Here is a 26,101-nt window from a genome sequence, read left to right on the forward strand (position 1 = left end):
AGTTAGCGTCTATAACTTTGAATAGGGTGAGTTTATTCAAGGGCCGCAAGAGATGTTCAGCCCGTGTTACATAACAAGTTCTACATAACAAACTTTCATAAAAACAAGAAAGATTAATTTTGCTTACCTAGCGGAAAGTAGGTGCGAACACCATGAAAATAAAAAAGCGGTTGCCAATAAATTTACGTTCGCTCATTTTATCCCTCGCAATTATCAGCATGGTGATTACGCTGACTAATGCTTATATTGCCATTTATAACGTACAAAAAAACTCATTACCGATCAGATACTTAATTCCAATCTTAATTATTCCACCAAATAGGCTGCCACCACAGAAAGTTTTTTATCTTCCGCGCAGCAGGAACTGGCCTACAGCGCGACATGGATTGCGGATAATTTTAGTAACGATAATGCGCTGTTGGAGAAAAGCGAACAGGCATATCACATGGGCCAAAGCTTTAATTCTATTTTTGTTGCAGACAGCCAGAACCGCATACGCGCGGTTTACCCAACGTCACTCAACCTGAAAGGAAGCACGCTGACCTCAGATGCCAGCAAGTTGGCATTGACGGAGCAGAAGCCGCTAATCAGCCAGCCTTATATTTCCGTGACGGGGAATCTACTCGTATTGATTTCGTCCCCCATAAAAGATAAACAAGGAAATTATCTCGGTTACATTGGCGGGACGATTTATTTAAAAAGCAAAAGCTTCTTAAACGAATTCATGAATACCCATTTCTATAATGATTATTCCAGCGTTTATGTCATCGATAAAAACGGAGTGGTTCTCTATCATCCGGATAAACAGTGGGTCGGCAAATCCATCAGTGACAAGAAAATCAAAGAAGCATTTCAGAACAAGAAGAGTGGAACTCTTTCCATGCCCGACATGCAAGGTACTCCGTCCCTGGTTGGTTTTGATACAGTAGAGTCATCTGGCTGGGTGATCATTACCTTACATCCTTCCCAAAACGTGATCGATTCAATTAACGGCGTCATGCGTTCCGTCTTATATGAAGGTGCACCGGTAATGGCATTAACGCTTATTGCCCTCACCCTACTCGCCTTTTATATTGCCAATCCTTTACGTTTGCTGGCAGTCTCAGCTAGCAAAATGGAGGAACACGGCATCATTGAAAAAATCAAGAAAGTTCCCTCATGGTACTTCGAAGTCGATCAGCTAAAACGCGTCATTCTTTTCGGTACGGTGTTACTGCACAAGCGGATTGGAAAACTGAGTTTACAAGCCCACACCGATCCACTCACTGGATTACTCAATCGCCGTGGCATCTATGAAAATATTGAACTCATTCTGTCAAAGAGTAATCAGGTCGCAGCCATCGTGATCGATATCGATCATTTTAAACGCGTGAATGATACCTACGGACACAATATTGGCGATGACGTCATCAAGCTGCTGGCTAAAAACATAAAACAGAGCTCACGCGGATCCGACCTGATTTGTCGCACCGGTGGAGAGGAGTTCCTGTCACTTCTGCCTGATACGGACATGAAGCAAGCCGCTGAGATTGCCGAACGGCTGCGTAAAAAAGTTGAAAAAATGCCGCTGCCAATTCCTGAATACATCACGATTTCATTAGGCGTCACCTGTTTTATTCCCGGAACGGAGCAAATCGATAGCGTCTTGAAAACCGCGGATGATGCTCTCTATCAGGCCAAGCATGAAGGTAGAAACCGAGTCGTCACCAAAATAGTCCCCGATCACTCAATCAAAAATGATACGGCGTAGGCACGCCGGAACTAATCCAGCTAGTTGGAATATAAGCAAAAAAAAACCCGCACGAGGCGGGTAAAATAATTCTAATGACAGGGATGGTTAACTACACAACACTCACAGAGATGTGAGGTACTAACAAGGGATGCAAGGACTATAGCAAGCCAAATGTATAGTATTGTCATCAGCAAGTAAGGTTAATCTGTCGGTTGTAAAACAACATTGGCAATGCTTCCCTGTCGCAATATCTGGCTATTTCAGCCTGCTTTTCCGATCATAATACCGCTTTTTTCGTGTTCATCAGTGCAGCCAGCAGTGCCATTATTGCCAACGCGCTGGCAAGCCCCCCGACCATCAACCATCCTCCCTGATGCCAGGCAGCCATTGCAACCGAGGACCCACCCGCGCCACCTAGAAACATACCGCCCATGAACACCGTATTGATTCGACCTCTGGCTGCGTCGCCAAGCCCGTAGATCACATGCTGATTGGCAATTAACGCACTTTGAACGCCGAGATCGAGTAGTACAACGCCGATAATCAGGCCGATAACAGAATCGAAGCCGATGAATATCCCCCATGACAGCAGCGTCAGCAGTGCTCCAGCGATCACAACTGGACGGCTACCGATTCTATCGGCCAATCTTCCCGCCAGCGGAGCCGCAAAGATGCCCGCTACGCCAATCACACCAAATAGACCCGCTGCGGCCGCCCCCATTTGAAAGCGTCCGCTTTCCAGATACAGCGCAAGTACGCTCCAGAACGCGCTGAACGATGCAAACAGCAGTGCCTGAATCAGCGTGGCTTTGCGTAATGTGTGTTTATTCCGCCACAGCGTTACCAGCGAACGCATCAGCTCACTGTAACGAACGGTTTGATTCGAGGGCGAAGCCGGTAACATTCCTCCCATCGCCCACGCGCCCGCCAGCGCCAGCGGTACACCCAGCCAGAACATTGCACGCCAGCCTGCGCTTTCCGCCACAAGGCCCGCAATAGTACGGCTAAGCAGAATGCCGCTCAGCAATCCACTCATCACCGTCCCAACAATAGCACCACGCTGTTTCACATCCGCAAGTGCTGCTGCAACCGGAACAATCTGCTGTGCAGCAGTGGCACCAAAACCAATGAGCAACGAGGCACTTAATAAGGCGAAAGCCGATGTCGACAGTGCAGCAAATGCTGAGGCCAGCGCCAACATCAAGAATTGCCATACAATCAGCCGACGGCGATCAAATTTATCACCGAGCGGCACCAGAAGTAGCAGCCCAAGCGCATAGCCCAGTTGCGTCACGGTTGGAATCAGCGAGATTGCCCCACTCGACGTAAAGCTTTCACTAATCACGCCAAGCATTGGTTGGTTGTAATAGATATTGGCAACAGAAATACCGCTGGCAGCCGCCATTGAGAAAATCAATAATTTGCCGGGAACATGCGGTGTTCTGACATTGGCCTCGCTGGATAATGTACTCATCATCATACCTGTTTATGTATTTCCCGCCGGAAATCGGCAAGCGATGAGTGCAGCATAAGACGCCGAAATCATTCCTAGTAGAGAGGTAGAGTGGATATAAGCTATTCCGAATGGGAATGAATCAGGAAAAGAGACGCTGAACGAAGCCAGTAAAAATTCTGGCGCGGGCTGATGTCATGCGACCTCCGGGATAAACAGCCCACAAATCCATCTTACCCAACGTCCATGAATCCAGTGCAGTAACGACCTGCACGTTCTCAAGCTCTGGTGCAAACATCCATTCAGACGCCACCGCCAACCCTGCGCCAGACAGCACGGCCGCGCGCACGCCTTCCGCCGCAGAAACACGGATACGCCCATTGGGGAATACCGTGGTCTGTGTTCCATCCTGAGAAAAAATCCAGCGATCGGTTCTCTCTCCCTGCAAATAGATGACGGCAGGATGCGCTGCCAGTGCGTCAGGAGAAGCTGGTATACCATGACGTGCGAAATAGTCAGGGGTTGCCAACAGACGCATGGAACACGACGCCAACCGCTGGGCGATCAGGCTTGAATCCTTCATCTCGCCCAAACGCAGTGCCACGTCAATACCTTCAGCAATCAGATCGATCGGACGATCGTCAAGAATGACATCAACGTTTAGCTCTGGATGCTCGGCCATAAACTCATGGAGTCGCGGCATAATATGCAGTCTGGCAAAGGTAACTGGCGCACAGATACGTAGCCGACCGGACAGCGAAGCGCTCCCACTCACTATATGATCTTGAGCCTCCCCCAGCATTTTTAATGCAGGGGCGATTTGCTCATAAAAACGCTGCCCAGCTTCTGTTGGCGTCAACCCTCGGGTAGAGCGGAGCAGCAGCAGCGTTACCAGTTGGTTTTCAAGCTGCATAATCGCTTTGGAAACCGCAGGCTGCCCAATACCAAGCCTGCGGGATGCGGCGGAAAACGACCCCGTTTCAAAAACGCAGATAAATGTTTCCAACGCGCTTAGGCGATCCATTTTTTCTCTTCCGCAAAAAGGGTTACATCGCATCATACCGCAATCCAGCATGAGTCATGCGGATTCACATCGCGTCTCTCCTTTTCTTGCTCTCAGCAGAGGTGAGCCACATTCGCTTTACCGCCAACCGCATCAGGTATTATTCTGATGGTATGACTTGTCATGACCGAACTGGCAATTTTTTACCTACTTTTTCAAAATCTTACGAGGTAATACATGAAACTTTTCATTTACGAACACTGCCCATTCTGTGTCAGAGCCAGAATGATTTTTGGTCTGAAAAATCTGCCTGTTGAGCAATCCGTCATTATGGAAGGCGACGCCGACACACCAACGCGCATGGTAGGCCGCAAAGTGGTGCCGATCCTGCGGAAAGAAGATGGCAGCTTCATGCCGGAAAGCATGGATATCGTCCACTATGTTGACAGCAAGCAAGCCCCGTTAATCGCCGACAAACCGGTTGATGCTGAGATTGAAGCCTGGTGTAAGTCCGTTTCCAACGCGGTGTTTAACCTTGCGGTTCCCCGTTTCACGAAAGCCGACTTCAAAGAGCTTTCCACGCCAGAGGCACGTCATGCCTACATTCTGCGTGAAGAAAAAGCTTTCGGCGACCTGGATGGACTGATAGCGAAAACGCCGGAATTGATTGCGGAAGTGGAGCAGAAACTCGAAGCGCTGGAGTCGCGTTTGGCAAACATCAACGCTATTTCCACCACTGATTTTATTCTGTTCCCTATTTTACTATCGCTCACGATCGTGAAAGGCCTGCAGTTTGGCCCTAACGTCCACGCCTACCTTGAGCGTGTCTCAACAGCCAGCAAGGTCGCGTTGTTGACCGATAAAGCGCTGTAAAACAGTAATAATAGAAACAACAAAGGAGCGGCTTATAGTGGCTCCTTATTTTTAGCAAAATTTGGATGATGCTGTTGATTGCCCAAAGGCGATCGCGGTTATTGATTCTTGGGATTGACTTCGCATCCTTCTACGTCGTGATCAAGCTTGATCGCCGAATACGCCTGAGAGTTTCCCGTTTTCTTTATCAGGAAAGGACTTGTCGAAAAGTAACTTCCCACATGCGCATCATCCACGAAACAGGCAATTATCTCTTTTTCATTTTCCGAGACAATGCGTAGCGAATACGTCCAACTGCCATCCGTTTCTGTTGCTTCTGCCCAGTCTTTTTCCTGGCTAAATACATACTCACCGGTATCCTTCAGCAGCGTCCCTTTAGGGAAATGCTTCGGCCCAAAAGAACTGCGGAAAGTAGTCACATCCAAATGCTTCAGCAACGTCACCGCATCCGTTTTTGTTGCCGAAAAACTGGTCTGGGGAATCATCAATACCGAAAAAATTACGGCCAAAAATAGCTTCATTTACTGCAGCTCTGCGATAGAACATCCGTACACGTATTCTATTTTAAAAACATGATACGCAATAGCGTTATGGGGCACCATTTCACCCCATAACGCGTGGCTGATTTCAGAGCATAATCACGAAATAATGGCTAAGCGCGAAGCAGAGATACATCCCTGCCTGATGTTATGCCATCTTCCTTTGGCGGATATTCCTTTGGAAGATATAATGCATTAACTTCGGCATTAATCAGAGCAAACGCATCATGACTGGCATAATCTGCCTGAATCCATCTTGCTCGCTGTAGATAGCCGGGACCCTCCAATATCTCAATAACGGATTGCTTAATCTGCTGTTCACTTGGCGTACTGGTTTGCAGGTTAATCCCACATCTGGCAAACACCACGCGCGCAGCGCCCTCCTGTTTATCTTCCCCTACCCCAGCCACAATGAGTGGAACGCCATCTTTCAGCCCAGCATTAATCGAGCCATATCCACCATTGGTTATTAATATCGACGCCGTCGGCAGCCAATCGTCATAAGAGAGGAAGCTCACCACTCTGGCATTTTCAGGTAAGGATGCTTGCAGGGAATCGACTGAGCGTCCTCCCGTGGTCGCCAGCACCCTGACGGGTAAGTCAGCTAGTGCGCGTAACGTTGGCCCAATGAGTTGCTGGAGATCGACATTCGCCAGTGTGCCTTGTGAAACGATAATAAGAGGCCGACTGTCGTCCGGCGCCCACCACTCAGGAACACACTCAGTTGCAACATGGTGAGATAATGGTCCAACAAATCGCACACTTTGTGGTAAATCGTCACGCTGGTACTCAAGCTCAGTGGTGGATAGCTGTAAGAAACGATCGCAATGGCCAATCAGCGTATCCATAAAAGGTTGCTCAAGCGGCTTTCCTCCCGCCTGCACCATCGCATGATTAAATGCGTGCTGAACTTCGCTCATAAATCCCCGCGTTTCCTCATCGACAAGTTGCTCATGACTTAGATCGGGCGGCAGCAATTTAGGAGGAATACGGGGTCCATAGAAAACAGAATCTCGCGTTGAGTAGGACAATGGTGTAACACCTATAACGATGACGGGTGGCCGCAACCTGGAGAGCAACAGCGGCAAGACACCATAAAAACAGTTTTCAACCATGAGCAGGTCGGCATTGGTTTTTGTCAGCGCTTCACGCAATTGGCGATCCAGCAATGGAATCGGCGCAGCAAAGAAATTTTTCAGCGCCAGAGCCATCTGCGCGTTACCTGGTGGCAGCGTGGCTCGCAGAGGGAAATGCTGCTCAAGGTGCCTGTAGTCAAAATCAATGTCATCGCTAAAAGGAATAAATCCTACCCCAGCGGCCTCCGCCTGCTCACGGAATAGCGCGCCGCTAAACAGCGTGACATCGTTCCCCTGCGCAACCAAATAGCGAGCTATGCTCAGCAACGGGTAAACGTGCCCCGGCGTTGCCATCGCCGCCATGAGAATATGTGCCATGATGCTTTCCCTTATGCTGCGTTATCAATACAGGTATTCACGCAAATCGGGGTGCCTTGAATGTGCACACGTTGCAGGTGACGAGCCGAATGAGCCGTAAACGCTTCGCGCCCATGCAGTAGCGAGAAGTTGTCGGCTATCACAACATCGCCCTGTAGCCATTGGTGCGCATAATAATAACGGGGATCGTACAGATGCTGCCGTAACGTCTGGCTAAATGTGTTTTGTGCTTCCGGCGCAATATGATGATATTCCAGCGCATGCTGGTTAAGGAAACGCTCCCCTTTGGTCGGCGGTTCGTTATAACGCATGATCTCACCAACGCCATTAGGATGAGGAATGACCAATGGTGAAGTCACCTCACCACCGTAATGCACAACGGCCTTAATGCGATAAGTGATTGAAACACGACGCCACTCCTCGACTAACGGTGCATCGGCCCCAGCCAGCAAACGTGTGGTATCAACGAAGGTGGTGCGTCCACCTTGATCCTGCCCCGGCGCAGAAACGCAATGGAACAGTTGAAATTCGGGGATCGTTGGCTTGTACATTCCATCCCAGTGTAGCGGCACATAGCTGTTATCGAAGATGTGATCCTTGGTATCCGCATGCTCTTTTACATCCAGCACTGCCCCAAAAGGCCACATCATGATTTCCCCCCAGTGACCAGCATACTCAGTTAACGTTTCGGGATCGGAAAAGCCAGAAGAAAAACCACGTAGTACCAGAAGATGATACTCGCGAGCAAGCTCACGCAGTGTGTCGATCGGCAGTGTAGCGATGCCCTGCCCCGCTTCAACAGGGGTCAATAGCGCGCCAAAAGGAGAAAGCAGCTCGATGCTGCAATTCACTCTATTTTCCATCGTGTATATTCCTTTATAAGATGACAATATCGATGTTTTCAGCAGATCATAAGGTGAGAAAAGTGCACACTTATGCCACATCCGACTGTTTAACTAAGTAGTGGCTAGGCGTACCACGGATTTCCACAACCTCACCGGCCAACTGCTGCGCATCCGTATTCTTCATAAGCACAAACTGCCCATTAACATTGGCGGCAACACCATGCCAAGGCGTTAACCAGTCATCTTTGGTGGGCATCATATGAATACCCAGTTTCAGGCTGTCCGCAGGTTGAGGGTGAATAGACAAACGGATAGCGTCTGGGAAATTTTCAGCAAGCAGATTGCCCCACGCCCAGCTACGTTGAATAACGCCACATGCGCGTTTTTTAGCATCCTTCTGTAAGGCCGCATTAGAGCCGGTATAGTCAGGCCGCAGACTATCTTCATAGAGGAAGCGAGTTATTGAACGATAAAGCTGTAAACCTTCTTCGCTCTGCATAAGCTGCTCCTTGATCTCCTCTGCCGATTCGGCGTAATCCTCAACCAGTCGTTGGCGAAGATGGCCATAGTCAGCGGTGAGTGCCGCCATATTCTCTACATCCTTAAGATTAAAGACGCTGAGATGAACAGCTCCCAGTTCATGCAATAAGTTTTCGATCTCATCCTGATAGGTGTTAATGGTCTCGTCGCTGGTCCCAATTAGATCGCCAAATACATGCCCATCCGAGCAAATACGGATATGTGCGCCGGGCGGATAATAAAGCTGAATACGCTGACATAACGAATTCAGAAATATCAGGGACAAGCGCTCTGCCATGTCTGGCATTCTCCCCAGTACCTTATAAGGGCTAGGAGATTTAACGGGAAACGCCGGTAGAATAAGTTCAACCCGACGACCTTCGTCAACAAAAGTACGAATTCTGGGTAATTGAACCTGAGTTACCTGAGATTCCTCTTCACTCACTGACTTCGTCGAGTGGGTGAATCGACGCCGATATTGAATTAACTCCCTTAATATTAGCGATGAAACTAATTCATTATTCATTATATCCAAAATAACCTCACTCATTTACATTCATTTAAAAATAGAATTAACCACATAGCTATGGCGTAGAAACAATAGAATAAAAACCCTTCACGAGTACAAAGAAAATACTGAATAACATATTCAGTATTTTTATTTACATAGCTAATAATTAACTTTGAATATAAAACTAATATAGTAAAATGGAGAGTGGTTTGTGTATTAAAAATGAGAGATAGTCATATTACTGAGACCATTAGCGACAAGAGTAGTGCAAAAGAGATGAGTAGATAACGGAGAACTGACTATGGAGGGAGGCAGATTATATATGGGCTGACTACCCAGTCAGTCGTTGGATATTCATTGACAGAAAAGGGCGAAGTACTGGCGTCATCGACTTATGACGGATACCAACCGTAACCAAATAAGAATAAATCATCTACTTTAACTAATTATATCACGAGATCTAATTGATCGTTTTCACTCTCTACTCTTTTAACCATAAAATCGTTAGAATGTAGAAAACCAAGAAACCTCATTTTATTTATTAAATCGTCGCCTTTCACCCTAAGCTTCAGAGTGTTTATTGCAATATCGTTAATAATAATATAATCATCTGGCATTATATTCATAAAACACTTACCACCAATTAATATGGAAGTGAAATAACTTCCATTTGAATTAAACGCCACCGCGCCCCGTCCGGCAGGCTCACCCGCAACAGTCGGTCCTGCACGTCCCAGTCGAAGTACGTTTCCTTCGGCCTGAACCCCGGACGCGTTTCCCGTTTCATCGCCAGACGCCCGCAGTCATCATACCGGTACTGCGTATGGCCGCGCTCCACCACCCGACCCGCCGTATCATACCGCACCGACGACTGTACCACCGCATCCTGCACCTTCAGCGTCTCACCCAGACCCGGCGCTATCTGCGACACCTCGCACAGGTTCTGTTCGCTGTCGTAGCCAAATAGCCGTGCTTGGCGCCGCCATTGTGGCGGACGGTGGAAAAGGCAAGATTATTATTGAAATGCAGATTAATCTGTAGCGACTGACCAGACCATATAGCATTGACAATGCAATAGCACATACGATATTTTTCAAACCCACTCATAGCCAAAGCCTTATTATTCAATAGGGTAACAAATTCAGATTTAACCATGAGTGTCATTACTGACAGAGCCAAAAATCCGATGACCACGTATATAGAACGTGTTATTCAGTTAGAAATAAAAAACCTGAAGGGTCATAGATGATCTTTTCGGATTTTTTATAAATTCAAAATTGTATTTAATTAACTTTCATATCTAACAAACACCCAGCCTTTATAAGAGTTCAACTTACCTACAGGTTCACATGACTTGACTAAATTGATCTCTTGATTTTCCAATTCAGGACATGATGCCATTATTTCGCTTACAGCAACATCGATGATTTCATCATCATCAGGCTCAGTGTCCAAATACCCATACATTATGATTTTTTTATCAAAAAAATCATAAGCTAATGCTCTAACATTTTCATTAACGTTACCCAAAAGCGAATTAAATATTATTAATTTCAGTTCATTCATATTCATCTCATAACCTACCTAAATTGTATCAGGCAACGCCGGAACAATATGAGCACCATTTTTACGGCTATGGATTAGCCCCCATGATGTGGAAGTATTAGTACCATTCATATCTTTATGAGTACCGTTCACATCACCAAAATCCACTTTAATTTTATTTTCGTTAATTACCCTAGAGGTATTAACATTTCCTGCATGGTAGTTATCTAATAATTCTTGAGGCTTAGCATCTATAACACTCTTACCCTCAACGTAGTTATTATGTCCTTCTATATGTTTACCTTGTGCGCCGTCATGAATTTTTGTTGAAATATTTGGTTTTTTAACTTCTGGCTTTTGGCTGTTTTCAGGTGAGTTCGGCTGCTTACAGCCAGATTCCGTCAACCCTAGCGGATCAACCCATTCTAACGGATTATGTACGTAACTTTGTGGTTGGATACCCCCACCCAGCCCTATCGGATCCGGAGACAGATGCTGCCCCCCTCTCCGCATCATAGTAACGATGTCAGTTGTAGTAAAGCCCCGTTTCCGCGTCGTACAGCTGCCCCTGATAGCGCAGCTCGCAGTACACTTCCTCGTTTGCCGCATCACCCAGGTAGCGCCGCAGCGGGATAGGCCGTCGCTCTTCACGATGCGCCCCCCACAACCCCTGCTCGCCGCGCCAGCGGATTTCCCCTTCCTCGCTGCACAGCTCTCTCGCGGTTCCTGTCAGGTCAGTGACGATGTAGTGCAGTTGTGTGCTATCACCTTGCGCTTCCACTTGCGCAAGTGGTCGGAAGCTCCCCGGCTCGTACACCCACTGTACCTCCCGCGCCGCTGACCCGTCTGCCCGGTACTGCTGCTGACCAATTAACTGGTTTTATTATACCGTGTGATATGCCCCGCATAGTGGCAGATCCACCCCGCCTTCGGCCATTAACCTTAAAAGCCGCTGGCTCGAAGAGTCGGGCTTTATCACCGGGATGCCCGTCACCGTCACTGTGGAGCGGGGCAGGATTATTATTGAGACGCAGATTAATCTGTAGCGACTGACCAGACCATAAAATAATAAAGCCGAAAGGATCGTAAGATCACTTCCAGCTTTTTTAACGAACCATTCATGTATAAAATCTAAACATCATTAAATATGTCTATTAATTTTTCCATTCGGATTCCATATGCATTTATTTCCCCATCATTACCTATACCAACATTAGATATAGCATTCGATAGTTCATCTAAAATAACATCAACATCCTGTTCAGAAAACTCAACAAAATATCTACCAGTCGGATATACATCTTTTATTTTTATCTCCCCCGTTCCTACACTTTCTTTTAATACCCCTGCTATATGAGGGTCAGAAATAAAAACAAGAAGATCATTTATAACCTCACGATTTAGCTTAAAATTCATAGCCTCACCTTACCATTCTGGGGTTGTAACTAAAGCCAAGATCATTAGCTCGACGCTGCGCTGAACCACTTCCCGAGACTCGACTAGTTCCTTGACCCCAAATTTCTGGCCCGCGAGATTTTCCGAATGTTGTAACAACCTTACCGTCCTGATTTAATACGACAGTTGCTCTTTTACCTTGATAGCGGGTTGTTCCATTTGCATTTTCTACAACTTTTTTAGGATTCTTCACTGCATCGAGCATATCTTTAGCATTGACCCCTTTACCACCATTACGGCCAACTGCTTGGTTTAAACCATGCTTCGTATAACCAGTAATTTTTCCAGCTACTGGCTTATTCGGCTGTTTACATCCCGATTCCGTCAACCCCAGCGGATCCACCCATTCCAACGGATTGTGAACGTAGGCTTGAGGCCGGATTCCACCAAGTAACCCTATCGGGTCATAGGGACAACTCCGGTGCAGTCGTACTTTTTAGTGCACTCAACCACTTGAAGCAACAGCCTTTTTAGACAGCGTTTTCGGCCATGTTAACACGCCCGTAACCCACAACTCCCGACGCGCACTTTTGCCCGCAGACACGCTACCGCCACGCTGTGACTTCCCTGTCTGCCTGCGCCACATCATAGCAGCGGCGTCAGCCGCTGCCATTACTCGTTTTGTTGCTGAACCGGGGTTTATTGTGGCGCGAGCCGTTCCGCAGCTTGCTGTGGGACGGTGAAGCGTCTGCCGGGCGCGGGCTGGCGAGGCCCGCAAGACAAGACGTTGAACAGGGAGGCCCCCGGCGGGGGCCGCACGGGGCGAAGATGGCGAGCACGGGAACGAGCAAGGAGCTTGCGACTGCGAGCCGGGCACAGCCAGTGCAGCGGGGTTGGGGCGGGGGCGAGGTGAAGCCGTTAAGCGCCGTGACGAAGGAGCGGCTTCTGCTTTGGGGTTGACGTTGGTCGAGGGTTGACGCCGGAGCCAGTGCCGCCAGGGAGGGCGGCCACACCGTAAGAGCCGAGAACGAGTGCCGTTGCCGACAGCAGAGCGAGCGGGCGAGCTGTGCGCCACACCGCACCAAGAACCCAACCCCGGCGGCCAGCCGCTCACTGAGGTTGAGGTAGCCGCAGCGCGCCCTTAACCTGCCCGGCGCCGATATAATGTGTGTTGCGCGTTGGCCGCGTTCAGCGGCTTTCGCGTAATGCCACATTATGTTGAATGACGTTCGGCCAGCAACGATTGTTACAGAGAACGCTTTTGTCTGGTGCTGGCCGGGCGGCATTTACCGCCGGAGCGCCTTGGCTGAACAAGGCAGTAAGCCCGCAGGGACCGCCTGCGTAAGTCCCCGCTCCTCGCACCACGTCACGAACGGGCGAAGCCGTTCACCGTAGCCTTCCACCGTGCGCGGGCTGTGGCTCGTGGCCGTCAGGTATTCAAGGTAAGCGGTGGTGTGCTGGCGCAGCGTCTGTGACAGGCTGCTAAGGTAAAGGGCTTCCGAGCTGGGTAGTTTCGGTTTGGTCATGGCGGCGCGTCCTGCGAGGTGATGAGGGGTTACGATGTGATGCGTTTGTTTCTCTTCGCCGGAACAGGGCTTTTCGCCTTATCGCCACTTGCGACTGACGAACCCTTACCCCGCGTGGCTTGGCGGGATTTTCCAGACTCCAACTTGGCACCAACTTGGGGGCAACTTGAGGCCAACTTGCTCTCCTTATCCCCCAACTTGCGTGAGTCGTACTGTCCTGCCGGATTATCTTCCGGCGGATCGATAAGGCCGCACAGATGCGTATTATCATCGCTTCCGTTCCCATCCCACAGCAGTTCGTACTGCAACAAGTGCCCCCGACTGCCGCCGTGGATAAGCAGGTATTCCATTTCGACCAGCCGCAGACAGTGGACTTTCAACTGGTTATCGCTCCACTGGGTCGCGTTGCGGATATCCCGCCGGGTAAAACGTACCTCGCCCGGCTTCCTGTTTTGCGTATGTGCTAACTGATTGACCATGCCCTGTATCAGCAGCAACAGCTTGCGCGTCTGTGGCGGCATCTCGTCCAGCGTGCGGCCTAATATCTCGTGCGCTAACCGGTTGGCCAGCACGATATCCGAGCGCGCCACCTCGATATACTCGATAACCGCGCCACGGTGTTCAACCTGCTTTATCTCCCGCTGATACTGGTGCAGCAGCGTGATGCTCTGGATTAACGTCAGGTATTTCATATGGTCGCGGCGGGTACGGGTTTTGTCGCTCAGGAACGTGAGCTGGCTGGCGAACGGGTTCACCACTTTTAACGGTTTCAGTAACCGCTGGGCATTCTGGTGCAGTTCGGTGAGATAGCCTTTCTCGTTCTCCATCAGCAACCCTACCGTTTGGCAGGGCGTCAACCACGACACCCGCAGCTAAGGAAGCAGCAGGTTGAGACGGTTTGTCAGGCTGTAATGGATTCAGGTTCAGCTCTGACGGCTTCCCCATCGCCATTGCGCCTTCAACCACCGCACGGAACGCCACTTCCGCCGCTGGGAGAGAGGGCATATTTCACCGCAGTTGGAGACGCTGTTAAAGCTGGCTGAGGTGTTGCAGGTTTCGCTTGATGAACTGGTTGGAAGAGTGGAGACCAGCAAGGATGTGAAGATCCGTAATGCCGAGTTACATGAACTCTGGCAGCAGGCTGATGCATTGCCGGATGAAGAGCAAAGAGCGTTGATTATGGTGATTGACAGTTTTGTGACTAAGGTCAACGTGGAGAAGGCAGTCAAGAAGAGTGTAAGACAACGTTAAAATAGCGCGGCGGCGATGAGTTCAGACCTCATTGCCGCCGCTCACCACAAGCAACTATAGGAGTAGTTACTATGGCTAAGGCACATTCTAAGTCAGGCGTCACCGTTAATAAAGCAGCCAAAACAGAGCGTTACTACACCGTGGGATATGCGTCGCACAACGGCAAGCCTAACCCGCCCTCGGCCATCAACCTTAAAGGCCGCTGGCTGGAAGAGTCCGGTTTTATCACCGGGATGCCGGTAACCGTGACGGTGGAGCGCGGCAGGATTATTATTGAGACGCAGATTAATTTATAACGGCTGACCTGACCGCTAATAAAATAAAAAAGCCGGAAGGATCGTGTTATCGCTTCCGGCTTTCCATAACCAATATTAATACTGAGGATAACTCGTTTCCCAGTCCTTTTTAAAATCCTTTTCGTTAACGCCAAACTCTTTCTTTACAAAGTCCATGCATTTATAAAAATCATCAAATGTATAATATTCATCATATTTTACATTCGCTGCAAAAACTTCAGAGTCTGAGTCTTCAAGATATACCTTGTCTATATCACAAACATTTAAATTATATAACCAAAATGTTTCCAATCTATCAGGAATATATCCCAATCTAATTACATCGGGATATAAATCCTCCAGTGTCGATATCCCTTTTTTTATAAGATCTATATCTCTTTCAATAGTATCCTGGGGGAAGTAAGCCTTAGGTCTAATAATAATAAACCTTGTTCCTTTCCCCTCATTAATATCCACTTCACAATAAGATCCCTTTTTAATATCCCCTCTAAAACCATAAGGGTAAGGGCTATATGGACTAATTTTTTCTGTCATCACTTACACTTCCTTAAATAGACTTAATAAAATATCCTTATTATCTTTCCTTCATAAGTGTGGATTTGGAGGTGATCTCCAAGTAAAGCATGATCCCCTGCTTTTGCATTCGCGTCAGCTAAATCATAATGATAAGTGCCTTGTTTTTCATAAGCACCTTGACCACCAGGAAGCCAGTCAGAACCAGAGTCCGATTTTTTACCTGAGGGTAACTTCTGATCCGTGGTATTTCTGAAACCACCTTGTTTACTCACATCTTTATCAGAGATATATCCTCTTAAAACATCCTCTGCCTCTTCTTTAGAACCAACGGTAACGCTAACTTCCTTACCGTTTTGTTTCATCTTTTCATTAATTTCTTTGAGGGCTTTATCTGGACATCCAGCCTTGGCCAGTCCCAGAGGATCACAGAACACTAAGGGATTGGAAACATATGCTTGAGGTCTATTTCCCCCCGCCAGCCCTATCGGGTCATAGGGACAACTCCGGTGCAGTCGTACTTTTTAGTGCACTCAACCACTTGAAGCAACAGCCTTTTTAGACAGCGTTTTCGGCCATGTTAACACGCCCGTAACCCACAACTCCCGACGCGCACTTTTGCCCGCAGACACGCTACCGCCACGCTGTGACTTCCCTGTCTGCCTGCGCCACATCATAGCAGCGGCGTCAGCCGCTGCCATTACTCGTTTTGTTGCTGAACCGGGTTATTGTGGCGCGAGCCGTTCCGCAGCTTGCTGTGGGACGGTGAAGCGTCTGCCGGGCGCGGGCTGGCGAGGCCCGCAAGACAAGACGTTGAACAGGGAGGCCCCCGGCGGGGCCGCACGGGGCGAAGATGGCGAGCACGGGAACGTGCAAGGAGCTTGCGACTGCGAGCCGGGCACAGCCAGTGCAGCGGGGTTGGGGCGGGGGCGAGGTGAAGCCGTTAAGCGCCGTGACGAAGGAGCGGCTTCTGCTTTGGGGTTGACGTTGGGCGAGGGTTGACGCCGGAGCCAGTGCCGCCAGGGAGGGCGGCCACACCGTAAGAGCCGAGAACGAGTGCCGTTGCCGACAGCAGAGCGAGCGGGCCTTGCGACTGACGAACCCTTACCCCGCGTGGCTTGGCGGGATTTTCCAGACTCCAACTTGGCACCAACTTTGCGCTAACCGGTTGGCCAGCACGATATCCGAGCGCGCCACCTCGATATACTCGATAACCGCGCCACGGTGTTCAAAGGTCATCCGTCAGCCTGCCGATCAGGTTCGGGTCACGCAGCAGCGCCAGCGCGGCCTCCCGCTGTACATCGGTGATGTCCTGTGTGGCTTCACCGTTTGTTTCCGGCTGGCTCAGATGCGCTTCCAGTGCCAGCAGCACACGTCCCAGAGTGCGTTTAAGGTCACTTTCCGCTAACCCCAACTCCGAGGCGGCCAGCCGCGCATACCCTGCACGGGAACGCGCACTCATCATGTCCACGCTGTCGGCGAACACCACGCCGCTGGCCGTGTCGAGTACCTGTGCGTTCACTTTCATGGCACCGCTGCCGATCTTCACCGATGCCATGCCCCGGATGCGCCATTGCTGGCCGGATAACGCTATCTCAAGCTCACCGTTTGGCAGGGCGTCAACCACGACACCCGCAGCTAAGGAAGCAGCAGGTTGAGACGGTTTGTCAGGCTGTAGCGCAGCTTTCCGTTGTGGCATGGATTCAGGTTCAGCTCTGACGGCTTCCCCCATCGCCATTGCGCCTTCAACCACCGCACGGAACGCCACTTCCGGCTCCGAGACTTTACACAGGTATTCATTCGCATCCATGCCAGCCGGGAACACCACGCGGAACGGGGTGATGCCGTCAGCGGCTAACGCAGAAGCCAGTTTTACCGCGCCGTCATCGCCTGCCGTATCGTTATCGAACGCGATAAGTACCTGTTTTACGCCGTGGCGCATAACGGTATTCCGCATCTCTTCCGTGAACCCATTCACCCCGAACGCCGCCGTCACATTGCGATACCCCGCTACCCAGAACGACATCGCATCAATGAGTGATTCGCATAAGATGACCGACTTACTGGCAACCAGTGCTGGCTCGTTCCACACCCCGCCGTGTGGCCCCGGCAGGTACAGGTGTTTTGGCGTTCCGGCACGCAACTTGTCGCACAGTTTGCGCCCGTACAGCTCCCGCACCTGGCCGTTACGGCGATAGCCCAGCGTGCGGTTGGCGAACCCTAAGCGGAACTGCGCGACTAACTCAGGATGATGGAGGCGGCGCTTTTCCAGATAGGCGACGGCCTCCGGCGCATTGAGCAAGGTGTGGTGATAGAACTCGGTAACACGATGCAGTAACGCCTGCCGCGCCTGTTCATTCGCGATATTGGCAACGGGTGGCAACGGCTCAGCCGCTGGTATCTCACCCAGCTCACGCCGCAGCTTATCGACCGCATGCGGCAGGCTTAAGCCCTCCGTCTTCATCACCCAGTCAATGACCGAACCGCCTGCATCACAGCCGAAGCAGTGATAGAGGTTTTTGTCCGGGCTGATAACCATGGAAGGGGTGTTCTCCTGATGGAACGGGCACAGCACCACGACGTCTTTGCCGCGCTTCACCACCTTGCGCCCTTGAGAGCGCACCACCTCAACCAGTGACACGGCGGCTTTGAGGTGCTGCAACTCAGATTCGGGGAAGCGTGCCATTCGATACCTCTAAAATTGCTGTCAATGGACATATATGTGATATATAGTAATCACATATATAGCACATTACAACAGGCAGTTAAAAAAGGGGGCATACAATGGCAGCTAGTGATTTCCTGATAACAGGTCTTGATATGTCCGCTTTTTCCGAACGCCTGAAAGCACTAAGGGAAGCCAGAGGGCTTACCCAGACACGCCTTGCTGAGATGATAGATGTACAGCCCAGAGCCTATAACCGCTGGGAGCGAGGGCATATTTCACCGCAGTTGGAGACGCTGTTAAAGCTGGCTGAGGTGTTGCAGGTTTCGCTTGATGAACTGGTTGGAAGAGTGGAGACCAGCAAGGATGTGAAGATCCGTAATGCCGAGTTACATGAACTCTGGCAGCAGGCTGATGCATTGCCGGATGAAGAGCAAAGAGCGTTGATTATGGTGATTGACAGTTTTGTGACTAAGGTCAACGTGGAGAAGGCAGTCAAGAAGAGTGTAAGACAACGTTAAAATAGCGCGGCGGCGATGAGTTCAGACCTCATTGCCGCCGCTCACCACAAGCAACTATAGGAGTAGTTACTATGGCTAAGGCACATTCTAAGTCAGGCGTCACCGTTAATAAAGCAGCCAAAACAGAGCGTTACTACACCGTGGGATATGCGTCGCACAACGGCAAGCCTAACCCGCCCTCGGCCATCAACCTTAAAGGCCGCTGGCTGGAAGAGTGTGGCTTTATCACCGGGATGCCGGTGACCGTCACAGTGGAGCGCGGCAGGATTATTATTGAGACGCAGATTAATTTATAAAAACTGACCTGACCGCTAATAAAATAAAAAACCGGAAGGATCGTGTGATCGCTTCCGGCCATTAAAATAAGATGTCGTATTGCAAACCTGATATTAATTTGGCAGCAGTATTTCCTCTGCAACTATTTCTATGATATCACCCGATTGAATTTCAATTTTCATTCTTTCAAACCCATAGGAATTTCTATCTAACTCAATAACTTCATTAATACTCACGCTCTCTCCCCACTCATCACTCTTAGGTATATTAATCAACTTAACACCACTGGCTTTTATGACAACTGGTTCAGAGTTACTGTTCAATAATTTGATAACAAGCTCCCCTTTACTCCAATCAATTAATAAAGAAAGCAATGTCCAATCGTGCATATTTATATTCATCATGGGTCCATATCTAAGGGTAGATGAGCTTCAGGAGATTCGGAAGGAACGAGCTTCCCATTTATATCGAGCCTTTCTCCTGCTGGATTATTAACATGACAATGAGGACCGCAAGATGCATCAGGATGAATTAGTACCCTTTGTTTTGATGTAACAGGATCAACATAAGCTCCTTTACCTTCCATTGGGTTTGGCCCTTTAGGTTGAAGGCCCGCATCTCTTGCTACTTTATCAATTTCAGCGGGCTTTTTACCTGCTACGTCTTTAGGGTCAATATCAGGGGAAGTCGGTTGTTTACATCCAGATTCAGTCAACCCCAATGGGTCAACCCAAGTGAGCGGGTTGTGAACATAACCCTGCGGTCTCAACCCTCCCGCTAGCCCTATCGGGTCCGGTGACAGATACTGCCCACTCTCCGCATCATAGTAACGATGTCGGTTGTAGTAAAGCCCCGTTTCCGCATCGTACAGCTGCCCCTGATAGCGCAGTTCGCAGTACACTTCTTCATTCGCCGCATCACCCAGGTAGCGCCGCAGCGGGATGGGCCGTCGCTCTTCACGATGCGCACCCCACAAACCCTGCTCCCCACGCCAGCGAACTTCCCCTTCCTCGCTGCACAGCTCTCTCGCGGTTCCTGTCAGGTCAGTGACGATGTAGTGCAGTTGTGTGCTGTCGCCCTGCGCTTCTACCTGCGCCAGCGGCCGGAAGCTCCCCGGCTCATATACCCACTGCACTTCCCGCGCTGCGGAGCCGTCTGCCCGGTACTGCTGCTGACCAATCAGCTGGTCGCCATCCCACCGGTACGCCACCCGCGCTACTGCCTGCGCCGACGGCACCTGCCCCTCGCGCACCTTGTTGACTCTGCGACCAAACGCATCGTAACGATAGCGCCACCGCGCCCCGTCCGGCAGACTCACCCGTACCAGTCGGTCCTGTACGTCCCAGTCGAAGTACGTTTCCTTCGGCCTGAACCCCGGACGCGTTTCACGTTTCATCGCCAGACGCCCGCAGTCATCATACCGGTACTGCGTATGGCCCCGCTCGATTACCCGGCCTGCCGCATCGTACCGTGCCGACGACTGCACCACCGCATCCTGCACCTTCAGCGTCTCACCCAGACCTGGCGCTATCTGCGACACCTCGCACAGGTTCTGTTCGCTGTCGTAGCCAAACAGCCGCGCCTGACGCCGACGTCCCTCATCACGGCGCTCTGCCGTCACCTGACCCGCCCCGTTCAGTCGGAATGCCTGCTCACCCCAGTGGCTGTCGGTGATACCCGTCAGACGGTCCAGCACATCGTACTGATAACGACGCTCCAGCACGTCACTCACCCGCCCGTCCGCCCCTTCCAGCGCCTGACGCTGCAGCAGCCCCGTCGGACTCCACTCGTGGCGTAATGCAAACCCGCTGCCGTTACTGCGTCGCTGCTCTTCACCCGCTGCGGTATGGCTGAACTGCAACGGCTGGTGTGAACCGATACCCAGCGACGACAGCCGCCCCGACTGCCATGCCAGCTGCAGTGGTGCCAGAATGCCGTCGACAATGGCACGCTGACCGCCCGCGTCGTAACCGCTCTGCACCGCTTCGCCGTTGACCGTCTCCGACGTCACCTGGCCCGCCCGGTTATAGGCGTATTCCACCACCGCATCCGGGCTGGCGGCCTGGGTCAGCCTACCGGCAACATCATATTCCAGTTCGGTGATGCCGTCCGTTTCCCCGTCCGCTCTCCGCGCCGTGATACGCGTTATCCGCCCTGCTGTATCATGTTCATAATGAAGAGCACTGCCATCCGGTGCCATTCGCTGCACCAGACGGTCTGCTACATCGTAGTGATAGCGATATACCCGGCCGTCGTAATGCCGCTCCTCACTCAGCCGACCGCTGTGGTCAAAACCGTACGTCCAGTCCCGTCCCTGACTGTTCGTCACCCCGGCGAACTCCGCTTCCGCATTGTAGTGGTAGCGAACGGTTGCGCCCAACGGGTCCGTCGCTTCCAGCAGGTTATCAAACGCCCCATAGCGGAACTGGTAGCGCTGACCCAGCGCATCCGTCACTGCCGTCAGGTTACCTTCCACATCATAACCAAACCGAGTCTCGCTCCCGTCTTCGTACACCACCTTCGACGGTGACTCGCGCACACCGTCATATTCCCAGCGCCGGACCTGCACGCCCGCTTCATGCCCGATATGTCGCTCCGTCAGGCGGTCAAGGTCGTCATACCGGAACGTTACCGGTGGCGCATTATCCCGTTCAAGACTGCTCAGCAGGCCACGGCGGTTATAGTGATAACGCTGCAACACGCCGTCCGGCCCTATCACCGTCGACAGCTGTCCCGTTTCGCCATAAGAATACAGCCACTCACGCCCTTCCGGGTCGTTCACCTCCACAACCTGCCCGGCCGCATTACGCTGGTAGTGCCATTCGCTGCACAGCGGGTCGGTATAGGCCAACAGTTGCCCGTTGTCATCATACAAATACTGATGTGTGGCGCCGTCCGGCAAAGCAACCTCGGTCACCTGCCCCCAGTCGTTACGCTGATACGCCGTACGGCCGCCCAGCGGGTCAGTCTCCGCCACCAGTTGGTTATCCACCCACTCGAACAGGGTCTCACCACCATCTGGCGTACGCTTTAACAGAATATTATTACGCTCATCGCGCACATAGCTGATCACTCCACCAAACCCGCTATAATAATGGCTGGTCAGAGTATCATCATCATATTCAAAGCGCCCCGGCCAGTAACCTTCCGAGGTTCTATCACGAATTACACGACCTTTTTTATCGTAGTCGTGTTCAACCCAGGTCAACGCTAAATCCGACCAGCGCAGCAGCCAACCTTCAGGAGAATAACGATAATCAAAGTTACGCCCCTCATCCGCTCGCACGCTCAGTAAATGCCCGAGACTGTCATAGGTATAGCTAGCCAGTGTTTTCAAAGGCTTGCGATGAGTATCGCATAACGTTAAACAAGTAATACGTTGACGATGAGTTTCCACATGAATCAAGCGATTATCAGGCAAAGCCACCCAGCGTAATATGCCAAACTCCCAAATCAGCGAGATCTGGTTATCCTGCCGATCCTCTATTGATGTTAAGCATAATTCCATCCCTCTGGCGTGCTCAAACCGATAGCGCAAGCTACCGGCATCTTGCAAAATCAACCGTCCCTGTTGGCGGGTCAGACGCCATTGCGGGTTAGATGGCGAACGAGTGGATTCCCCCTCAATAGGCAAAACAAAGATCGCCTGATTGAACTCGCCGTCAGTCAGCGTCACCACACCGTCTTCAAGTGTAAGGCTCATATCCCAGTTACTACGCCATAGTGCGCCTAATAAACTAGGCTTCCTATCACCACCAGATCGGTAATAGCGTTTCATCACCAACGGTAAAATACTTGCCAGTTGGAAATCAGTACGCCACTCCACCATATAACCCGTGGCCATATCGACCGGTTCACCTTCACTTTTGCATTGATTTGATGTAGAGCAGGTATTTCCATCAGCTGTGTTAGCGGTAGATGATGAATGGCCGGGAGTCCCATCAACGTCTGATGGTGTTTTATCCGCTACCTTAATTTCAGGTTTTATAGCTTTTCCCTTACCTATCGCTTCTCCTGATTTTCTGGTAATTATTTTCCCAATAAATGCATTAACCTTCAGGATAATCTCATCAACAATTTCTTTAAATTTATCAATGAGTTTTTTAATAACACCACAAATCGCAGAAAAACTATCTTTTGCAAATGCAACAATCCAACTTTTTGCTGAACTTGCGGCATTATTTACCATTAATTCAATAGCAGTAATTATTTTATTGAGCAGATTTATAGCTTCTTTAGCCTCTTTATTAATTTTTTCTGCGAAGTCCATTAACCATCGAACAATATTACCATTAGACAAATTTCTAATTTCACGAACAGCCAGTTGAACAGCTTGATTATCCAACGCACTTTTTTCTAATGCTTTCATTGCACGGACAACAGATTTCCCTGCAATTTTTAGCGCATGTCCTGGACCAGGAATAACACCTACGACATTCAGTGCACCTTCAGCAAGAAAGTAGTTATCTTCCAAGTTATCTGGTTTCTTATAGGCGGCCCAGCACCACTCACCAATAAAATAAACATCGGGTGCTTGACCAACAACAGGGATAAAACCGAGAATAATTTGACAAAGCAACAAAACCGCTGTTTCTGTTGTCTGATCGGCAACCTCTGCCGACAAACTATGATGAATCTTATTAATTGCTCGCTTGAATTCACGATCCCCTGCATTAATCTGTTTTTTTAATGTTTGAAAGCGGTCATAGGCTAGCTGATATTTATCTTCAACATTAGAAAAAAATCGTCCACTCAATGTACTATCATCAACATTTACTTCATCATAACGTTCACTGTCTTCAGTGTCGTACTCTACAATCCCTTTTTCATGCAGCAGTAAATAAAGGGTAAAATACTCTCCTGCTAATGCAGCATGAGCGGGATTAGCTTGAAGTACCGGATTATTTTCTACGGTATCAGGGGAATCAAAATCATCTGAACCTTCTTTAATATCAAGTTGATAAGTACTGCATGCCATATCTTGGACTTTAAAGTACCCACTTCCATCCGTTTGCCCATCCGTTTTATTCCCTTTGCTATCGGTTAAAACAAAAGGAGCATTTGGTACAGGATCCCCTGACGAATAGACATATTGAACAAAGGTTTCACACTCACATTCTTTACACCCCCCTTGAATGATTTTATCCGTTGAAAACCTTTTTTCCGCAGCAGCACTACTTTGGTGTAATGAATCCTGTTTATCCTGACTCATGAAATGACGTCCTTTTTATTTTATGCTTCGTCCAGGTGGTCAATTGCTGCCTGATACAGGCGATCCATACGGCTTTGCGTGCCGATGTATTCTGGCTGTATCAGAATATTTTTTGCCCAGGGCTGATGAATGAATTCCGGCGAGAGCTCTGTCGCCAATGCCAGCCAGCGCACAATATCGCGGTCATTGTTAAAGCCATTGTTCCGCGCCTGTTCCGCCTGCTGGTAGGTAAATGTCTGTAGTTCATCGTCAGGCGCATGTTGCCAGCCAGCATGGTAAGCGCGCAGGTGTTCGCTATAGCGTGCCAGATTCTGATGTTCAGAAGGCACCATGATGGCTTGCCATTGTTCATCGCTCAGTTGACGCGGCAGGATGTCAGGAATGGAGTGGGGTTCGCGGGCTGTCAAATTTAAAGCACGTACGGTTCCATCAGGTGAAATATCGCAGAAGCTGGCTATAGGGCCATAGAGCGCGCAGGCTTCTTGTACAGAGCTGGCTGATAGCAGTTGATTCACCACCCGCCAGTCGCCAACGCGCAGAATGACATTCTCCCCGGAAGGTGAGGCCACCAGGCTCCACTGCCGCAGATGCTTCGTTACCTCAAGCAATTGATCGAGCGGCGAGTACGCCTGCATAAACCATTCCAGTTGCAGACCCATGCCCCAACCAGACTGGGTGATAATGTGTTCTTTCACCTGCGACCAGTTAGCAGCGTTAAGCGGGATGCAATACGGCGCTACCGACGCATGAACGCGCCCCGTTTCCCCCCAGTACAAACGCGTCTGTTCCAGGCTGCCTCCCCAGCGCTCGGCTAGCCAAGGCACCGCATCATTCATTGATGCCTCAGCAATAACAAAACAGCCACCCTGAGCGACACGCGTTTGCCAGACGGCATCATCTTCCGGCGTCAGTTCAAGGAAAGGTTGCGATACACTCACAGCGTGACCTCCGTCATGTCAGGTAACTCTCCCCGCATCCAACCGGGGCGATGGTAATTAAGCTGTACACTTTCAATACGTTCAGGCTCAGATTTAAAAATCCGAATACTGTCCGCAATCGAATAACGTTCAGTCAGATGAATAAAAATCGGGTGTAAATAGAATTCACTACCGAGTACCCAGCGATGAGCAGACCAGGCTTCACATTCCGCTTCGCTGGCTTTAGAGTAATATTTTTCAGCTAATGCAATACCGCTAATGAAGCGGGCCTTTACTACTTCGACATCCAGAGGAAAAACACATTGCGCACTGACAAAAAGAAAGAGTTCATTCGCTAATCGGTGTAATCGATTGTCATTGGCGAGAAGATAATATTGATAACTCGTTAAATTAATTTGGTACTCTTTATTAACTTCATTCTTATTTTTATTATTACCCTCTTGTTGTGCGAATAGCTGATATTCCCCTCGTTCACTATTCGCTACAGGCAAATAGATATTATTCAAAGGACCGAGAAAATCAGTTTGAGCAGCAAGGTCAAGGGTTGGCCACCAGGTCGATAAAACGTCTGGCACATAACTACGAAACAGCGCTCGTGTACCATCAGGCCAGAGACAGAAAATACGCGTCTGCCAAAAGTCAGCAACCTGCTGTAATGTCAGTGCGCTATGCGTAAGAATCACACCACCATGCCGCTCTGGCTGTGTATCGGTCAGCCAATGCAACAAGGTTTCTCCTGACTTAGCTTCTTCTACTTTCACCACAATAGGTGCCCACATCTGCCAGTTTTCAGCATCCTTGCCAAAATGCAGCTGTTGCCATATATCCGCCGCCGCAGGTTGAAAGGCCTGCCAATATTCAGGTAATTTGGGATAACTCAGCGGTGAGATAATAGCGTACAAAGGCGCATCAAACTGGCTGATTTCAAACAGAGTATAACCGTTTGCCATCATCGCTATTTGCCTGTAAATAAATGAGATAATTTTTAATACGATGAGCGACTATTTATTTTGTTAATAGTCACAGCACCGACC

The 26,101-nt window shown here is 49.8% G+C and carries 21 protein-coding genes and 10 pseudogenes; 10 read left to right on the forward strand and 21 right to left on the reverse strand.

The features are described from left to right. Positions 1–152 precede the first annotated feature (152 nt). A pseudogene (locus DCX48_07915) lies at positions 153–1,750 on the forward strand (GGDEF domain-containing protein). A gap of 259 nt (positions 1,751–2,009) precedes the next feature. Here the strand turns inward: DCX48_07915 and DCX48_07920 are convergent. Next, a complete protein-coding gene (locus tag DCX48_07920; GenBank protein ID QXE14441.1) occupies positions 2,010–3,206 on the reverse strand; it encodes an MFS transporter in 1,197 nt (398 codons plus the stop codon). 121 nt (positions 3,207–3,327) lie between these two features. Continuing rightward, positions 3,328–4,209 carry a LysR family transcriptional regulator gene (locus DCX48_07925; GenBank protein QXE14442.1) on the reverse strand — a complete coding sequence of 294 codons (882 nt, stop codon included), beginning with the start codon at positions 4,207–4,209 and terminating at the stop codon, positions 3,328–3,330. Between the two features lie 216 nt (positions 4,210–4,425). Between DCX48_07925 and DCX48_07930 the strand changes: the two genes are divergently transcribed. Beyond that, complete coding sequence (locus DCX48_07930) at positions 4,426–5,061, forward strand: glutaredoxin 2 (protein QXE14443.1); 636 nt, start codon at positions 4,426–4,428, stop codon at positions 5,059–5,061. A gap of 98 nt (positions 5,062–5,159) precedes the next feature. On the opposite strand, the gene DCX48_07935 is transcribed toward DCX48_07930, so the two are convergent. The 7 genes and pseudogenes from DCX48_07935 to DCX48_07965 all read right to left on the reverse strand — a co-directional run bounded on the left by DCX48_07935 (position 5,160) and on the right by DCX48_07965 (position 11,345). After that, entirely contained in the window at positions 5,160–5,582 is a 423-nt protein-coding gene (locus DCX48_07935; GenBank protein ID QXE14444.1) for a bacteriocin immunity protein, read from the reverse strand. Between the two features lie 131 nt (positions 5,583–5,713). After that, positions 5,714–7,054: a glycosyltransferase gene (locus DCX48_07940; protein QXE14445.1), complete on the reverse strand. Its 1,341-nt coding sequence runs from the start codon at positions 7,052–7,054 to the stop codon at positions 5,714–5,716. An 11-nt stretch (positions 7,055–7,065) separates the two neighbouring features. Continuing rightward, positions 7,066–7,905, reverse strand: coding sequence for a TauD/TfdA family dioxygenase (locus DCX48_07945; protein ID QXE17182.1), 840 nt, complete (start codon positions 7,903–7,905; stop codon positions 7,066–7,068). 82 nt (positions 7,906–7,987) lie between these two features. Next, complete coding sequence (locus DCX48_07950) at positions 7,988–8,953, reverse strand: paerucumarin biosynthesis protein PvcA (protein QXE17183.1); 966 nt, start codon at positions 8,951–8,953, stop codon at positions 7,988–7,990. A 619-nt stretch (positions 8,954–9,572) separates the two neighbouring features. Continuing rightward, a complete protein-coding gene (locus DCX48_07955; protein ID QXE14446.1) occupies positions 9,573–9,860 on the reverse strand; it encodes a hypothetical protein in 288 nt (95 codons plus the stop codon). Positions 9,861–10,216: 356 nt separating this feature from the next. Then, positions 10,217–10,501 (reverse strand): hypothetical protein, encoded by a 285-nt coding sequence (locus DCX48_07960; protein ID QXE14447.1) that lies wholly within the window; start codon positions 10,499–10,501, stop codon positions 10,217–10,219. A 375-nt stretch (positions 10,502–10,876) separates the two neighbouring features. Beyond that, a pseudogene (locus DCX48_07965) lies at positions 10,877–11,345 on the reverse strand (type IV secretion protein Rhs). Between DCX48_07965 and DCX48_07970 the strand changes: the two are divergent. Then, positions 11,344–11,520 (forward strand): annotated as a pseudogene (locus DCX48_07970) (type I toxin-antitoxin system SymE family toxin). The pseudogenes DCX48_07965 and DCX48_07970 sit on opposite strands and share 2 nt — an antisense overlap. Before the next feature lie 85 nt (positions 11,521–11,605). Here the strand turns inward: DCX48_07970 and DCX48_07975 are convergent. Together DCX48_07975 and DCX48_07980 are read right to left on the reverse strand one after the other, a co-directional pair. Then, on the reverse strand, positions 11,606–11,890 hold the full coding sequence (locus DCX48_07975; GenBank protein QXE14448.1) for a hypothetical protein: 285 nt from the start codon (positions 11,888–11,890) through the stop codon (positions 11,606–11,608). Between the two features lie 97 nt (positions 11,891–11,987). After that, positions 11,988–12,209, reverse strand: a pseudogene (locus DCX48_07980) (hypothetical protein). Between DCX48_07980 and DCX48_07985 the strand changes: the two are divergent. Both DCX48_07985 and DCX48_07990 read left to right on the forward strand, forming a co-directional pair. Then, positions 12,189–12,323 carry a hypothetical protein gene (locus DCX48_07985; GenBank protein ID QXE14449.1) on the forward strand — a complete coding sequence of 45 codons (135 nt, stop codon included), beginning with the start codon at positions 12,189–12,191 and terminating at the stop codon, positions 12,321–12,323. The pseudogene DCX48_07980 and the gene DCX48_07985 sit on opposite strands and share 21 nt — an antisense overlap. A 340-nt stretch (positions 12,324–12,663) precedes the next feature. Beyond that, a pseudogene (locus DCX48_07990) lies at positions 12,664–12,846 on the forward strand (hypothetical protein). 357 nt (positions 12,847–13,203) lie between these two features. Here DCX48_07990 and DCX48_07995 read toward each other — a convergent pair. Together DCX48_07995 and DCX48_08000 are read right to left on the reverse strand one after the other, a co-directional pair. After that, positions 13,204–13,395, reverse strand: a pseudogene (locus DCX48_07995) (recombinase XerD). A 29-nt stretch (positions 13,396–13,424) separates the two neighbouring features. Further along, positions 13,425–14,231, reverse strand: a pseudogene (locus DCX48_08000) (DNA primase). A 169-nt stretch (positions 14,232–14,400) separates the two neighbouring features. Here DCX48_08000 and DCX48_08005 point away from each other — a divergent pair. Further along, positions 14,401–14,646, forward strand: coding sequence for a hypothetical protein (locus DCX48_08005; protein QXE14450.1), 246 nt, complete (start codon positions 14,401–14,403; stop codon positions 14,644–14,646). Positions 14,647–14,717: 71 nt separating this feature from the next. After that, on the forward strand, positions 14,718–14,942 hold the full coding sequence (locus tag DCX48_08010; GenBank protein QXE14451.1) for a type I toxin-antitoxin system SymE family toxin: 225 nt from the start codon (positions 14,718–14,720) through the stop codon (positions 14,940–14,942). 75 nt (positions 14,943–15,017) lie between these two features. On the opposite strand, the gene DCX48_08015 is transcribed toward DCX48_08010, so the two are convergent. The 3 genes and pseudogenes from DCX48_08015 to DCX48_08025 form a co-directional block, all read right to left on the reverse strand. Further along, positions 15,018–15,479 (reverse strand): hypothetical protein, encoded by a 462-nt coding sequence (locus DCX48_08015; protein QXE14452.1) that lies wholly within the window; start codon positions 15,477–15,479, stop codon positions 15,018–15,020. Between the two features lie 20 nt (positions 15,480–15,499). Beyond that, positions 15,500–15,820, reverse strand: coding sequence for a hypothetical protein (locus DCX48_08020; protein QXE14453.1), 321 nt, complete (start codon positions 15,818–15,820; stop codon positions 15,500–15,502). Positions 15,821–15,853: 33 nt separating this feature from the next. Then, positions 15,854–15,949 (reverse strand): annotated as a pseudogene (locus tag DCX48_08025) (type IV secretion protein Rhs). A gap of 319 nt (positions 15,950–16,268) precedes the next feature. Here DCX48_08025 and DCX48_08030 point away from each other — a divergent pair. Then, positions 16,269–16,457, forward strand: a complete 189-nt coding sequence (locus DCX48_08030; GenBank protein QXE14454.1) for a hypothetical protein — start codon at positions 16,269–16,271, stop codon at positions 16,455–16,457. A gap of 229 nt (positions 16,458–16,686) precedes the next feature. On the opposite strand, the pseudogene DCX48_08035 reads toward DCX48_08030, so the two are convergent. After that, positions 16,687–18,141 (reverse strand): annotated as a pseudogene (locus DCX48_08035) (toprim domain-containing protein). Positions 18,142–18,239: 98 nt separating this feature from the next. On the opposite strand from DCX48_08035, the gene DCX48_08040 reads away from it, so the two are divergent. Both DCX48_08040 and DCX48_08045 read left to right on the forward strand, forming a co-directional pair. Then, the gene (locus DCX48_08040; protein ID QXE14455.1) at positions 18,240–18,641 is read left to right on the forward strand and encodes an XRE family transcriptional regulator; all 402 of its coding nucleotides are present in this window, start codon (positions 18,240–18,242) and stop codon (positions 18,639–18,641) included. Positions 18,642–18,712: 71 nt separating this feature from the next. Continuing rightward, complete coding sequence (locus DCX48_08045; GenBank protein ID QXE14456.1) at positions 18,713–18,937, forward strand: type I toxin-antitoxin system SymE family toxin; 225 nt, start codon at positions 18,713–18,715, stop codon at positions 18,935–18,937. Between the two features lie 93 nt (positions 18,938–19,030). Here DCX48_08045 and DCX48_08050 read toward each other — a convergent pair whose 3' ends face one another. The 4 genes and pseudogenes from DCX48_08050 to DCX48_08065 all read right to left on the reverse strand — a co-directional run bounded on the left by DCX48_08050 (position 19,031) and on the right by DCX48_08065 (position 26,020). Continuing rightward, positions 19,031–19,318, reverse strand: a complete 288-nt coding sequence (locus DCX48_08050) for a hypothetical protein (protein QXE17184.1) — start codon at positions 19,316–19,318, stop codon at positions 19,031–19,033. Positions 19,319–19,626: 308 nt separating this feature from the next. After that, positions 19,627–24,129 (reverse strand): annotated as a pseudogene (locus DCX48_08055) (RHS repeat protein). A gap of 20 nt (positions 24,130–24,149) precedes the next feature. After that, the gene (locus tag DCX48_08060) at positions 24,150–25,067 is read right to left on the reverse strand and encodes a DUF4123 domain-containing protein (protein ID QXE14457.1); all 918 of its coding nucleotides are present in this window, start codon (positions 25,065–25,067) and stop codon (positions 24,150–24,152) included. After that, the gene (locus tag DCX48_08065; GenBank protein ID QXE14458.1) at positions 25,064–26,020 is read right to left on the reverse strand and encodes a DUF4123 domain-containing protein; all 957 of its coding nucleotides are present in this window, start codon (positions 26,018–26,020) and stop codon (positions 25,064–25,066) included. The genes DCX48_08060 and DCX48_08065 overlap by 4 nt, the downstream gene beginning before the upstream one ends. Between the last annotated feature and the right edge of the window lie 81 nt (positions 26,021–26,101).

This window comes from Pectobacterium atrosepticum, assembly GCA_019056595.1.
Lineage (GTDB): Bacteria > Pseudomonadota > Gammaproteobacteria > Enterobacterales > Enterobacteriaceae > Pectobacterium > Pectobacterium atrosepticum.

Coding starts and splice junctions, on each gene's coding strand:
- DCX48_08045 (QXE14456.1), top strand. CDS start 18,713: ATGGCTAAGGCACATTCTAAGTCAGGCGTCACCGTTAATAAAGCAGCC.
- DCX48_08040 (QXE14455.1), top strand. CDS start 18,240: ATGGCAGCTAGTGATTTCCTGATAACAGGTCTTGATATGTCCGCTTTT.
- DCX48_08050 (QXE17184.1), bottom strand. CDS start 19,318: ATGAATATAAATATGCACGATTGGACATTGCTTTCTTTATTAATTGAT.
- DCX48_07985 (QXE14449.1), top strand. CDS start 12,189: ATGCTTCGTATAACCAGTAATTTTTCCAGCTACTGGCTTATTCGGCTG.
- DCX48_07975 (QXE14448.1), bottom strand. CDS start 11,890: ATGAATTTTAAGCTAAATCGTGAGGTTATAAATGATCTTCTTGTTTTT.
- DCX48_07925 (QXE14442.1), bottom strand. CDS start 4,209: ATGGATCGCCTAAGCGCGTTGGAAACATTTATCTGCGTTTTTGAAACG.
- DCX48_07935 (QXE14444.1), bottom strand. CDS start 5,582: ATGAAGCTATTTTTGGCCGTAATTTTTTCGGTATTGATGATTCCCCAG.
- DCX48_07960 (QXE14447.1), bottom strand. CDS start 10,501: ATGAATATGAATGAACTGAAATTAATAATATTTAATTCGCTTTTGGGT.
- DCX48_08010 (QXE14451.1), top strand. CDS start 14,718: ATGGCTAAGGCACATTCTAAGTCAGGCGTCACCGTTAATAAAGCAGCC.
- DCX48_08065 (QXE14458.1), bottom strand. CDS start 26,020: ATGATGGCAAACGGTTATACTCTGTTTGAAATCAGCCAGTTTGATGCG.
- DCX48_07940 (QXE14445.1), bottom strand. CDS start 7,054: ATGGCACATATTCTCATGGCGGCGATGGCAACGCCGGGGCACGTTTAC.
- DCX48_07930 (QXE14443.1), top strand. CDS start 4,426: ATGAAACTTTTCATTTACGAACACTGCCCATTCTGTGTCAGAGCCAGA.
- DCX48_08020 (QXE14453.1), bottom strand. CDS start 15,820: ATGAAACAAAACGGTAAGGAAGTTAGCGTTACCGTTGGTTCTAAAGAA.
- DCX48_07920 (QXE14441.1), bottom strand. CDS start 3,206: ATGAGTACATTATCCAGCGAGGCCAATGTCAGAACACCGCATGTTCCC.